The organism is Leisingera sp. ANG-S5, assembly GCF_000813925.1.
GTDB lineage: Bacteria > Pseudomonadota > Alphaproteobacteria > Rhodobacterales > Rhodobacteraceae > Leisingera.
In genome coordinates, this window is record NZ_JWLH01000003.1 from 284,199 (window position 1) to 296,400 (window position 12,202).

Sequence of the window (12,202 nt, forward strand, 5' to 3'; positions counted from 1 at the left end):
GCCGGTCCCCCATTTGTTTCCATTTCAAAGGTGGGTTGTCATCCTGTACCCCGGTGCAAAGAACAGCTTGGCCAGCGTCACCGGCTCGCCGCGCAGCCATGTAATGCGTTCGGCAGTAAAGATCGGATCGCCGGCCTGGGTGTCGAGAAATTCGGCAACGGACTGGTCGGCCTTGGTGGCCAGAAAACTCAGCTCCAGATTGGTGAATGGCACCTTTTGCACAAGCCAGTCATTGGGGCCGGAGCGGGAGAAATCCGCCTCCAGAACCTCTGGAATGCTGTCGGGCACGATCCAGCGGACTTCATACTGAAACGGCGTGTTGTCGGCATAATGCATGCATCTGAGGTGCAGCACTTCGCGGCCTTGCGGGATGTTCATCCTGGCCGACAGCCAGCCCGGCGCAGGCTTGACCGCGCGCTCGACAAGAGCATACCGGTATTCTGCCCCTGTTTCCGAGATCTCATCGCGGACCAGCGGAATCGCAAACTGTGCTTTTCTGACCGGTGAATTCAGGACTCTGGTGCCGGCTTTGCGCTTGCGCTCCAGGTAGCCCTCTTCCGCCAGCTCCCGCAGCGCCCTGTTGACGGTTGTGCGGGTGCTTGAAAATTCTTCGGCGAGGTCGGTTTCGCTGGGCAGCAGGCTGTCCGGCGCCCAGATCTTGTTGTGAATCCGGTCCAGCACGACCTGCTTGATATCGCGGTAGCTCATGTTTGCACGGGGTGCGGCCATGCTGCCTCCAATAAATTTTCTTATTGCTTATATATATAGACATAATGAGCTTGGAAAGCGTGCAACCGCCGAAGGGCAGCAGCTGGAGTCTGTAAATGCAAAAAAGCCCTCAAGCGGTTGAGGCTTGAGGGCTTATTATGGCTCCGGCGGTAGGGATCGAACCTACGACCAATTGATTAACAGTCAACTGCTCTACCGCTGAGCTACGCCGGAACGGTCCGTGCCGTATAGCGTTCCCGCAAATGGGCGTCCAGAGGGCAGTGGGCACTTTTTTGAAAAAATTCAGCCCTTCGAAAACTCAAAGACCGACGATGTCGACAGGGCGCCTTGAGGCTCTGCCATGCCACGGCCTGTGAGGTCCACCAGATGGGCAAAGACGTTGCGCTCCGCGGCCTTCAGCAAGGCAGGCGGGGTGTCGGTGTATATTTGCTCCGCCAGGCTGCGGGCGGTGGCCGGCGCTTGGGCCAAAGCAGCCAGAATGGCGGTTTCGCGCGATTCCCTGTGGGCAATCAGCCAGTCGAGCCGTTCTTGCGGATTATGAATGGGCGCACCGTGGCCCGCATGAAAGACCCGCCAGTTGCGCTGCCGCAGGCGGCGGCTGGACGCCATGAAATCGGTCAGGTCGCCATCCGGCGGCGACACCAGCGAACTGGCCCAGCCCATAACGTGATCGGCGGTAAAGCAGGCGTCGTTCCAGGCCAGGGCTATGTGGTTGCCCAGGTGGCCGGGGGTGTGGATCACTTCCAATTCCCAGCCGTCGCCGCTGATGACTTCTGCATCACCCACCGTGATATCGGGGGCGAATTGCCTGTCGATGCCCTCGCCGCCGCCTGCCAGCCCTTCCTTTGCCAAACGAGACATGACGGCGCTGCGGCCTGCCTGCGGCCCGCCAAAGGCATAGACCGGCGCGCCGGTGGCCTGACTCAGGCCGCGGGCCAGCGGCGAATGGTCCAAATGGCTGTGGGTGACAATGATATGGGTGATCTGCTGGCTGGGCTGCACTGCCGCAAGGATAGCGGCAAGGTGCGCGCCAGACTCCGGCCCCGGGTCGATCACCGCAAGCCCGCCGGTGCCCAAGAGATAGGTGTTGGTGCCGCGGTAGGTCATCGGCGACGGATTCGGCGCCAGGATGCAGCGCAGACCCGGCTCCAGCTCCTCGGCCAGTCCGGGTTGCGGGTTGAAGTCGTCCGGTGCCTGCATGGTCCTGCCTCATTGATGATTTCCCGGCCCGGGCAATCTTCCCTCTTTCCCCGGCGCCCTATAGGCTTAGCCCATGTTCTTCCAATGGCTCAAACGATATATGCCGCGCAGCCTTTATGCCCGGGCGGCCCTGATCCTGGTGGTGCCGATCGTGGCGCTGCAGATCGTGATCTCTGTTGTGTTCATCAAGCGCGACCTGGAGGACGTGACGGTGCAGATGACCGCAACCATCCAGCGCGAGATGGAGCTGTTGCGCCAGATCGCGGATGCAGCACCGGACCAGGAGACGGCGCTGGTCCAGATCGCTCCGGTACTGAAGCCCTTGCAGATGCAGGCGCAGTTTCTGCCGCCCGGTGCGCCGCTGCCGGAGGATGAATTCAGCCTGATCGAGTTTTCCGGCCGGGTGGTGCGCGAGGAGATGCAAAAGACCTTTCCCGGGTTTCTGGCGGCGCGGTTCCTGCCGGACCGGATGGTGCAGATCTATTTCGGCACTTCACACGGGCTGATGGAGTTGAGCTTTGACCGCCGCAGGCTGACTGCCGCAGCGCCGCACCAGTTGATTGTCACAATGCTGCTGTTCGGCTTTTTCATGATGATGATCTCCTTCCTCTACATGCGCAACCAGCTGCGTCCGATCAAACGGCTGGCCAACGCGGCTGAGGCATTCGGGCGCGGCCGGGCAATGCCGTACTCACCCTCCGGCGCGACAGAGGTGCGGGCCGCGGGCAGCGCCTTTCTGGACATGCGTGCCCGCATTGAACGCCAGATTGAGCAGCGTACCCTGATGCTGTCCGGGGTGAGCCATGATCTGCGCACGCCGCTGACCCGGATGAAGCTGGAACTGGCGATGCTGGACGAGGAGGATGCAGCCCCAATGCTGCGCGACGTCGACGAAATGCAGGCGCTGCTGGACGCGTTCCTGGATTTCTCCCGCGGCGCGGCGGTCAGCGAGCCAGAGCCGGTGGACCCGCAAGAGCTGGTGCGCGGGATCATCAGCGATTGGCAGCGCCAGGAGCAGCAGGTGACATTGGGCGAGATGACCGGCGAGGGGGAGGTGATGCTGCGCCGCCAGCCGATGCAGCGGGCGGTATCCAACCTGATTTCCAATGCGGTTCGCTATGGCTCCTGCGCAAGGGTTTCCGTTGCGGTGACCGACAAATCCATGCGGATCAGGGTTGAGGACGACGGGCCAGGCATCCCGGCAGAACAGCGCGGCGACGCGGTGCGGCCTTTCACCCGGCTGGATCCGGCGCGCAATCAGAACCGGGGCTCTGGAGTCGGGCTGGGGCTGGCGATCGTGGCGGATACCGCACGCGCCCACGGCGGCACCCTGCGGCTGGGCGAAAGTGCCGATCTGGGCGGGCTCAAGGCGGATATCGTCATCGCCCGCTGACACGGCCCGTGCAGAAACAGATCTGGCGGCCCCTAACGGGACCGCCAGCATCATTTTCTCTTGGCTTTTCAGGCCGGTGCTCCTGCCATCAGCCGCGCAGCTGGCCGTCAGGCCAACTCCTTGGATAGCGTGTTAAAGCCGGTCTCAATCGCCGAAGCAGCCTTGACCAGGTTCTCGCCGCCGGAGGCAATGCTGGTCACCGCGGTGCTGAGGCCCAGGCTGCCGACCCAGATCACCCATTTGGCCCACACCGGGTCCTTGTGGCGCAGGGCGTCGACGGCCTTTTGCGAGTTGTCACGGAACTTCTCGGCTGGCTTGATGCTGACGTGATAGGCTTCGATGCTCTTGATCAGCTTGGCGGTTTCCTTGCGCGTGGCCTCCATGGCAGCAAACAGCCCATCCAGCTTCTTGCTCTTGTAACCGCGGTCCTTGGCCATCTTGCCCAGTTTCTTCTCGATCTCCTTGTCGAGCTTGCTCTGCTTGTCGAGAAGCTTGTTCAGTTCCTTGCCCAGTGCGGCGATTTCCAGGTCGATGTTCTTGAGCTTGGCCTTGTAGGTTTCCAGATGCTTATCGACCCGGTTGAAACCCGCGGTTTCGATCATCAGAAAATCAGCCAGAAACTCCTTGCCGATCTCCTTGGCCTTCACCTTGGCCTTGGACTGTTTTTCATAGGCCGAAACCAGCTGTTTCAGCGCCTTCTCCAGCTCACCGTGGATCTTGACGATGTCGGAGGTCACTTTCTGCACCGCGCGCGCCACTGAAACGATGCTTTGCGCAATGCCATAGATGCTGGCGGCAATGGAAACACCGCCGGTCACCGCACCCGCCGCCAGCGAGGCAGTGGAGCCGATCGCACAGGCGCTGCCGAGCACAATCGCACTGACCACTTTGATGCGGTACTTCTTCCGGTCCTTGTTGGCCTGTTTCCACTTGTCGAAATGCTTGGTCGCGACCTGTTCAATCGACTTTTCGTATTTGGCAAAGATCTTCTTGATATCGGCGTCCAGCTCTTTGCATTCCTTGTCGCTCAGCGGCATCACCGAACCCAGATTGTTCGCTGCATCCACCCGAAGGCAGCATTCGTTCAGCAGCTTTTTGTATTCTTTGGTGGCATCATCATACAGCTTGGCGACAAAGCGGGCGTCGGTGTCGAGTTCCTTGGCAACGCTCTTGTCGACCTCGACGGTGGCGGTGAAGTTCATGTTGCCGAGCTGAACAAATTTGGGCTTCACCTTCTTGGTGACCTCATTTTTCACGTCAGCTTTGATGATGGTGAGCTTTTCTGTCGCCATATTCCTGATGCCTCTTAAATAATCTTGCGGCGGGGGCGGCGCCTGAAAACAGTATCGAAATCGCTACGGAACAAGTAATTTGCCCTGCTCTGACGCCACCCTACCGGACGGCGGGGATTGTGAAAGCAAAAAGCTTACAGCCGGGTGAAGGCGGCCTGAGAATGGCGTGATCCTGCAAGTTTCTATGGCTTGGCGCCGCCTGGCCCGATGCATCAGGCTGCGCTCCGCAGACTGGACGCAGGGTGTTGCGCCGGACCACCAATCAGCGCACGCCCGGTTTTCCGTATCTTCGTTTTTTCTGTGTATCTCTCTGGCTCAGGGGAAGCAGTCCATGAGCGCAACCTGCCTGGGAGTTACCACATGCCTCAGATTGATCCATTCACCAGTTTCTGCCGCGGCCTGGAAAGCCCGGCCACCCACCATCTGTCCATTACCCCGCAGGACGGAGTGGATCTGCCTGTCAGACCCAGGGTCCTGCGGGTGCTGGCCTCCGGCGATCTTGCCATGCGCGATGAGGCTGGAACAGTGATGACCTATGCGGTCACGGCCGGAGAAACCATCGGGTTCTCGGCGGTTGGCATCGAAGCAACCGGCACAACGGCATTTGTCGCGGGGTGGTACTGATGCTTGGGCTGGGGTTATCCGTTACCGGCACGGCACTGCAGGGGGGCACAACCCGCCCTGCCAGTGCGGGCCTGATCGGGTGGTACAGTGCCAAGGCGGCAGGAACCATCACACGCGGGGCAGGGGAGGAGGTCACTGCCGTCGGCAACCTTGTTCCCGGCGGCGCCAGCCTCGGCAAGCTGTCCGGCGGGGGACCGGTGTACGCGGCTTCAGAACCTTTGGCCGGCGGGCGCCCGGCGCTGGTCTGGCCGGATGCGGCAAATGCCAGCGGATTGGCGCTTGCAACGGACGCGCTCGTCAAGGAAGTGTTTGCAGTCATGGCCTATGCCGATGGCACGCGGGGGGCGTTTGACACATATAACACGCTGATCACCGATCTCGCAGGTCTTGATGCCAGCAGCGCCAACCGCGTTATGGGCCATGAGGGCAACCCTGGCGTTTTCACACCCTCTCTGCCGCCGGGGATGACAATCCATCTGAACGGCGGTGCAGCAACCACCACATTGCTGCCGTTGCCGCTGTCGGTCGTGCATATCAAATCCGCAACCCCTTTTGCGCTGGCTGCCATTGGTGGGCGCAACAATGGGATCAACCGGGCGTGGCGCGGGCCCGTGTGCGAGGTGCTGGCTTATTCGGAAACAATGGATGCAGAAGCAGCCGGCCGCAATGTCCGCTATTTGAAAGAGGGTTGGGGCATTGGGTAGGCGTTTCGGGATGTGCTGCCGATGCCGGCCAGCGAGGCTGCCGCCTGCCGCGGATTAGGGGTGAAAACTGTACCGGGTACAGAGAGGCTGCAGGCGGATGACGTGGTAGGCCCGGCAGGATTCGAACCTGCAACCAAAGCGTTATGAGCGCTCTGCTCTAACCGTTGAGCTACAGGCCCGCCATGAAAATGTGGTTAGGAAATGAAGCGGAGAAGGTCAAGCGGTGATTGCAGAGGCCAAGGGCGTTTCCGTGCTCTGGGCCCCGAGCAGGGATTCCAGCCGGGCAACTGTGTGCTCAATAGTCAAATCCCGGCGCCGGTCCGGCGTGCGGCGCGAGGGATAGACAGCAAACACGTCTTTTAATGGCGCCTCATATCCGGGCAGAACCTGCTCATACTCACCGCTGGCCAGTTGTTCTTCGACCATGAAGCGGGGTGCACGGGTATACCCCGATCCGCTGCTGACGGCATGCATGATAAGGTCCGGATCGTCGGCGGTGAAGCCGACCTGCACCGGCGCAGGATACTCCTGACCGCCGCGGCGCAATGGAAAGAACCCGCGGGTCTGATCCTCGTGGTGCTGAATAAACTTGAGCCGTTTCAGCTCCTCCGGCGTTTGTGGCCTGCCTTCGCGGTCCAGATAGTCCGGGGTGGCAAACAGAACCGTTTCCAGGGTGGAGATCTTGCGCCCGAAGCCGTCGGTGTCGCCCAGCCGCCCGGTGCGGATCGCCAGGTCGAACCCCTCGCGCACGACATCGACCAGCCGGTCCTCCAGCCGCATCACGATGTTCAGATCCGGGTGCTCTCGGTTCAGGTCCAGCAGCATCGGCCCGATCACACTGCGCCCGAGAAAGGAGTTCACGCTGATCCGGAAGGTGCCGGAGACGCTGCCTTCCAGCGCGTCCACTTCGGCTGTCATGCGGTTGTAGCCGGACAGCAGGGTCTGCGCATGGCTGAAAACCAGGTCGCCCGCGCGGGTGGCGTGAATGCCCTTGGCGGTGCGGTGCAGCAACTGCTGGCCCATCAGCGCCTCCAGTTGCTTGATCTGCTGGCTGACTGCAGACTGGGTAATACCGCGGCGCTGGGCAGTACGGTTCAGGCTGCCTTCATCGAGGGCGATGGTGAATGTCTCCAGCAGGGTCAGCTTGTCCATGGGGGCCTATAAGGGTTGCTAATAGCCGTTATCGGTTCTGCCGGGCTGTAAGCTGCGAAAATGCGGCCTTAAGTCCGGTGCACGGGAATATTTCCTGAAACAGATATTGGAGTTTCTTATGACAATCAATCGCAGGGCATTTCTGAGCGGGCTGGCAGCGGCTCCGGCGGCGGCACTGGCAAGCGGGCTCGCTGGCAGCAATTGGGCTTGGGCGGCTGAGGGTTCAGCGGCGGCTGGCCCTGTCATCCACCCCTTCAGCCTTGGGGATGCCAGGATTACGGTGCTGCTGGATGGCCATCTGCCGCTGGGAACCCAGTTGTTCAATGACTACGATGCTGCCAAGGCGGAAGCGGTGCTGGCACAGGGTCTGCACCGGCTGCAGAACGATGCCCTGCAGATCCCGGTCAATGGCTACCTGGTGGAGCGCGGCGGGAAGAAGCTGCTGATCGACACCGGCACGGCGCAATTGATGGGGCCGGGCCTGGGGGCGCTGGGCGCCGGACTAGCAGCGGCAGGCGTTGCGCCGGAAAGTATTGATACTGTACTTTTGACCCATATCCACCCGGATCATTCCGGCGGGCTGATCACGCCGGACGGTGCCGCGGCCTTTGGCAATGCCGAACTGGTGGTTGCGCAGCGGGAATGGGACTTCTGGCATGACGATGCCATCATGGCCGGTGTGCCGGAAAGCAGCCGCGGCTTCTTTGAGATGGCCCGCCGATCCGTCGCGCCATATGCCGACCGCCTGCAACTGCTGCAGGGGGAGGGCGAGGCCGCGCCCGGTTTCACCGCGGTGGAGCTGCCGGGCCATACGCCGGGCCACACCGGGTTCATGCTGGATACCGGCAGCGAGGGGCTGCTGTTCTGGGGCGATCTGATTCACAGCGCCGCGCTGCAGTTTGCGCTGCCGGACTGGACCATCGCCTTTGATACCGATCCGGCCCAGACCGCCCAGACCCGGCGCAAGATGATGGACCGGGCGGCGGCTGACAACCTGCTGGTTACCGGCGCGCATCTGGACTTTCCGGCGCTGGGCCGGGTGCTGCGGCAGGGAGAGGCCTTTGCGTATCAGGCAGCGCCCTGGCAATTCGGGATTTGAGACCGGCATTCCTGTCGTGAAAACCGCTCTGCTGCGCTGTCGGGGATGGCGCAGCAGATTCCCTAGTTCCCTTCTGATGCGCCTTGCGCTAAAGGCTGCGCAACCGATTTGAAGGAGCCAAATGATGACCAGCGGCAAGAACGGCCTGACCTATGCAGATGCAGGTGTGGACATTGATGCGGGCAACGCCCTGGTTGACCGGATCAAGCCGGCCGCCAAGCGCACAAACCGCCCCGGCGTGGCCAGCGGGCTGGGCGGGTTCGGCGCGCTGTTTGATCTGAAGGCTGCAGGCTACAACGATCCGATACTGGTTGGCGCCACCGATGGTGTCGGCACCAAACTGCGGATCGCCATCGACACCGGTGTGGTGGACGGTGTTGGCATCGACCTGGTGGCGATGTGCGTCAATGACCTGGTCTGCCAGGGCGCTGAGCCGCTGTTCTTCCTCGACTATTTTGCAACCGGCAAGCTGGAAACTGACGTCGCTGCCCGCATCATCGAAGGCATCGCCGAGGGGTGCGTGCGCTCCGGCTGCGCGCTGATCGGCGGCGAGACCGCGGAAATGCCGGGCATGTACCCGGAAGGAGATTTTGACCTCGCGGGCTTTGCCGTGGGCGCCATGGAGCGCGGCACCGCGCTGCCTGAGGGCGTGGCTGAGGGCGACGTGCTGCTGGGGCTGGCGTCTGACGGCGTGCACTCCAACGGCTATTCGCTGGTGCGCAAGCTGGTTGACGTTTCCGGCCTGGGCTGGGACGCGGACTGCCCGTTCGGCGAAGGCACCCTGGGCGCGGCGCTGCTGACCCCGACACGTCTGTATGTGAAGCAGTGCCTGGCCGCAGTGCGGGCAGGGGGCGTGCATGCGCTGGCCCATATCACCGGCGGCGGGTTGACTGAGAACCTGCCGCGGGTGCTGCCCGAGGATCTGGGCGCCGATATCGACCTGAACGCCTGGGACCTGCCGCCCGTGTTCAAATGGATGGCCGAGACCGGCGGCATTGCCGAAGCGGAGATGCTGAAAACCTTCAACTGCGGCATCGGCATGATCCTGTCCGTTTCCGCGGACCGCGCTGACGAGCTGGCTAAAGTTCTGGAAGCGGAAGGCGAGACTGTCGCCCGCCTGGGCTCCGTCACTGCAGGTGCCGGCATGCGCTATTCGGGCAAGCTGCTGTGAGCCATAAGAAGGTCGCGATCCTGATATCCGGCGGCGGCTCCAACATGGTGTCGCTGCTGGAGAGCATGACCGGCGATCACCCGGCGCGGCCCTGCCTGGTTCTGTCCAACAACGCCGATGCCGGCGGGCTGGCCAAGGCCGCTGCGGCTGGTGTTGCAACTGCAGTGGTGGATCACCGCCCGTTCAAGGGCGACCGCGAGGCGTTTGAGACCGAGCTCGTGAAACCGATTTTTGAGGCCGGTGCGGACATCGTCTGCCTGGCCGGTTTCATGCGGGTGCTGACTGCAGGGTTCGTCTCGCAATTCGAGGGGCGGATGCTGAACATCCACCCCTCCTTGCTGCCGAAATACAAAGGGCTGCACACCCATGCGCGCGCGCTGGAAGCGGGCGACGCAGAGCATGGCTGCACCGTTCATGAGGTAACACCGCTGCTGGATGACGGCCCCATTCTGGGTCAGGCGCGGGTGCCGGTGCTGGCAGGTGATACGCCGGACGCGCTGGCCGCGCGGGTGCTGGAGCAGGAGCACAAGCTCTATCCGGCGGTGCTGCGCCGCTTTGCCGCGGGCGACAAGACGCCGGTTCTGCTGCCTTAACGGGTTTCCTGCACAGCCGCGCTGTTTCCGCGCCAGTCCAGCTGTTCGGCTTGCTGTTCCGGCGCCATCAGTGCGGGCAGGCCGATCAGCGCCAACAGCAAGGCTGCCGCAAGCACCGGAATCAATCCTCGGGACAGCGTGAAACCACCGGTTTTGGCGGGGGAAAGATCAAGTATGGTCATCGTTAGTCCTCCTGTGACGGGTGTATCCCCAATCTAGGAGCACGGCATTCATAATGAAAATGAATGTTTGAAAGGGGTCGCATCACAAGATGTGAACTCATGTGGTGCCCGTGTGCTGGCGGCCACAGCACCGCTGGCAGAAATCTTTGCCCGGCCTCGCACCTGTTTGCATTGGCCGGGACAAGCGCGTATCACGGCCCGGTCTTACTGATAATGAAAAAGCCGTAATTGATGAAAACTCTGACCTCTACCGAAGAACTGCAGGCCTTCTGCGAAGCTGCAGCGCAGCACGCCTATGTCACGGTGGATACCGAGTTTCTGCGCGAACGGACCTATTACTCCAAGCTCTGCCTGATCCAGCTGGCCTTTGCCGGGGATGGGGAGAACGACGCGGTTCTGGTTGATCCGCTGGCCGATGGCATCTCGCTGGAGCCGCTGTATGAGCTGTTCCGCAACGAGAATGTGGTCAAAGTGTTCCACGCCGCGCGCCAGGATCTGGAGATCTTCTGGGTCGACGCGCAGGTCTTTCCGAAGCCGCTGTTCGACACCCAGGTTGCGGCGATGGTCTGCGGCTTTGGCGAGCAGGCCGGCTATGAGACGCTGGTGCGCAAGATCGTCAAGCAGGGGCTGGACAAGACCTCGCGCTTTACCGACTGGTCGCGCCGTCCCTTAAGCGAGGCGCAGAAAACCTATGCGCTGGCGGATGTGACCCATCTGCGCAAGATTTACGAGTTCCTTGCCGCGGAACTGGACAAAAGCGGCCGCGCTCATTGGGTGACCGAGGAACTGCAGGTGCTGACCGATCCTGCGACTTATGACATTCAGCCCCAGGATGCCTGGAAGCGGGTGAAAACCCGCACCAACTCCGGTAAGTTCCTGGCCGTAGTGCGCGAACTGGCAGCCTTCCGCGAGACCTATGCGCAGTCCAACAACGTGCCGCGCAACCGGGTGTTCAAGGATGATGCGCTGGTCGAGCTGGCCTCAACCAAGCCGCGCAACCCGGGGGATCTGGGCGGCTCCCGTCTGCTGCTGCGCGAGGCGCGCAAGGGCGCGATTGCCGAGGGTATTCTGGAGGCCGTGGCCAAGGGCGTTGCCTGCCCGGCAGAGAAGCACCCGAAGATGGACCGCAGCAAGGAGAAGCTGCAGGTGAACCCGGCGCTGGCGGATCTGCTGCGGGTGCTGCTGAAGGCCAAGACCGAGGCAGAGGGGGTGGCGGCCAAGCTGATCGCCCCCAGTGCGGATCTGGATGCGATTGCCGCGGGTCTGCGCGATGTGCCGGCGCTCAGCGGCTGGCGGCGCGAGGTCTTCGGCGCCGATGCGCTGCGGCTGTGCGAGGGCAAGATCGGTCTGGCTGCCAAGGGGCAGGACGTGAAGGTGGTTGAACTCTGACTGCCCGGCCAGTGTAACAACCCAAAAAAACGCCCGCATCTGCGGGCGTTTTCTTCTTTGGGGGAGGGCTTAGCGTCGGTGGCTTTCCCGCGCGTTTGTCTCGCCGTTCACCCGCACCAGGCGGATCTCCTGCAGGTCCTGGTTCGACAGGGTTCGGGCGGCGCGCAGGGTGCGGCTGAACTCGCTGCCGGTGATTGTCGGCTGTTCCGGATACACGATCCGGAAGTCGTAGGTCAGGACACCTTCCTCGGTGCCGTCAACCCGCCGCAGTTCAACGTCAAATGCGCCCTGGCGCGCAGCGACACCGGTAGCGTGGATGATAGCGCCCGTGCTGGTCCGCTCAATCTCCAGGCTGTCGATCCGGCTGATCAGGACGCTTTTGTCCTCGGGCGGTTTCTTGGCAAAAATGCCGCGCGCATTGCTGTCCTGCGGCAGCAGCGGATTGACGTTCTCCGCCACTTCCACCTCTGCCGGTTCCGAGCTGCCAAACCAGTTGGAGGGGTTCAGCCGTGAATCCCGCCAGCCGCACGCTGAAAGCACCAGCGCGCAGGCCAAAGTAAGAGCCAATGGTTTATGCATCTGTCCCCGCCCATTCAAAATGTCTTTGCAACGGATTACCCGATTGGCTGCAGCTTGAAAAGCGGTTGAAAAGGGGCGGGCAGGGGCTTAGGTGC

At 62.1% G+C, this 12,202-nt stretch carries 13 protein-coding genes and 2 tRNA genes; 7 read left to right on the top strand and 8 right to left on the bottom strand.

The annotated features are described in order from the left end of the window. Positions 1-24 precede the first annotated feature (24 nt). The 3 genes from RA25_RS06120 to RA25_RS06130 all read right to left on the bottom strand — a co-directional run bounded on the left by RA25_RS06120 (position 25) and on the right by RA25_RS06130 (position 1,929). A complete protein-coding gene (locus tag RA25_RS06120) occupies positions 25-729 on the bottom strand; it encodes a GntR family transcriptional regulator (RefSeq protein WP_039170730.1) in 705 nt (234 codons plus the stop codon). Between the two features lie 138 nt (positions 730-867). After that, a tRNA-Asn gene (locus RA25_RS06125) sits at positions 868-942 on the bottom strand. Positions 943-1,011: 69 nt separating this feature from the next. After that, positions 1,012-1,929, bottom strand: coding sequence for an MBL fold metallo-hydrolase (locus RA25_RS06130; protein ID WP_039170734.1), 918 nt, complete (start codon positions 1,927-1,929; stop codon positions 1,012-1,014). A 73-nt stretch (positions 1,930-2,002) separates the two neighbouring features. Between RA25_RS06130 and RA25_RS06135 the strand changes: the two genes are divergently transcribed. Then, entirely contained in the window at positions 2,003-3,322 is a 1,320-nt protein-coding gene (locus tag RA25_RS06135; protein WP_039170736.1) for an ATP-binding protein, read from the top strand. A gap of 107 nt (positions 3,323-3,429) precedes the next feature. Here RA25_RS06135 and RA25_RS06140 read toward each other — a convergent pair whose 3' ends face one another. Further along, on the bottom strand, positions 3,430-4,614 hold the full coding sequence (locus tag RA25_RS06140; RefSeq protein ID WP_019297442.1) for a hypothetical protein: 1,185 nt from the start codon (positions 4,612-4,614) through the stop codon (positions 3,430-3,432). Positions 4,615-4,974: 360 nt separating this feature from the next. Between RA25_RS06140 and RA25_RS06145 the strand changes: the two genes are divergently transcribed. Further along, positions 4,975-5,238: a spike base protein, RCAP_Rcc01079 family gene (locus tag RA25_RS06145; RefSeq protein WP_039170740.1), complete on the top strand. Its 264-nt coding sequence runs from the start codon at positions 4,975-4,977 to the stop codon at positions 5,236-5,238. Between the two features lie 317 nt (positions 5,239-5,555). After that, on the top strand, positions 5,556-5,942 hold the full coding sequence (locus tag RA25_RS23215) for a hypothetical protein (protein WP_241477372.1): 387 nt from the start codon (positions 5,556-5,558) through the stop codon (positions 5,940-5,942). A 103-nt stretch (positions 5,943-6,045) separates the two neighbouring features. Here the strand turns inward: RA25_RS23215 and RA25_RS06155 are convergent. After that, a tRNA-Ile gene (locus RA25_RS06155) sits at positions 6,046-6,121 on the bottom strand. Positions 6,122-6,158: 37 nt separating this feature from the next. Continuing rightward, positions 6,159-7,094, bottom strand: a complete 936-nt coding sequence (locus tag RA25_RS06160) for a LysR family transcriptional regulator (RefSeq protein ID WP_052254176.1) — start codon at positions 7,092-7,094, stop codon at positions 6,159-6,161. Positions 7,095-7,212: 118 nt separating this feature from the next. Between RA25_RS06160 and RA25_RS06165 the strand changes: the two genes are divergently transcribed. The 3 genes from RA25_RS06165 (at position 7,213) to purN (ending at position 9,957) form a co-directional block, all read left to right on the top strand. Continuing rightward, the gene (locus RA25_RS06165) at positions 7,213-8,193 is read left to right on the top strand and encodes an MBL fold metallo-hydrolase (protein WP_039170745.1); all 981 of its coding nucleotides are present in this window, start codon (positions 7,213-7,215) and stop codon (positions 8,191-8,193) included. Positions 8,194-8,317: 124 nt separating this feature from the next. Then, positions 8,318-9,364, top strand: a complete 1,047-nt coding sequence (gene purM, locus RA25_RS06170; protein WP_039171231.1) for a phosphoribosylformylglycinamidine cyclo-ligase — start codon at positions 8,318-8,320, stop codon at positions 9,362-9,364. Next, complete coding sequence (purN, locus tag RA25_RS06175; protein WP_039170749.1) at positions 9,361-9,957, top strand: phosphoribosylglycinamide formyltransferase; 597 nt, start codon at positions 9,361-9,363, stop codon at positions 9,955-9,957. Before purM ends, purN begins: the two co-directional genes overlap by 4 nt. On the opposite strand, the gene RA25_RS06180 is transcribed toward purN, so the two are convergent. Further along, positions 9,954-10,139 (bottom strand): hypothetical protein, encoded by a 186-nt coding sequence (locus tag RA25_RS06180; RefSeq protein ID WP_039170752.1) that lies wholly within the window; start codon positions 10,137-10,139, stop codon positions 9,954-9,956. The genes purN and RA25_RS06180 overlap by 4 nt on opposite strands. A gap of 231 nt (positions 10,140-10,370) precedes the next feature. On the opposite strand from RA25_RS06180, the gene rnd reads away from it, so the two are divergent. Beyond that, on the top strand, positions 10,371-11,528 hold the full coding sequence (gene rnd, locus RA25_RS06185; protein ID WP_019297450.1) for a ribonuclease D: 1,158 nt from the start codon (positions 10,371-10,373) through the stop codon (positions 11,526-11,528). A gap of 69 nt (positions 11,529-11,597) precedes the next feature. Here rnd and RA25_RS06190 read toward each other — a convergent pair whose 3' ends face one another. Next, positions 11,598-12,107, bottom strand: a complete 510-nt coding sequence (locus RA25_RS06190; protein ID WP_039170755.1) for a hypothetical protein — start codon at positions 12,105-12,107, stop codon at positions 11,598-11,600. Between the last annotated feature and the right edge of the window lie 95 nt (positions 12,108-12,202).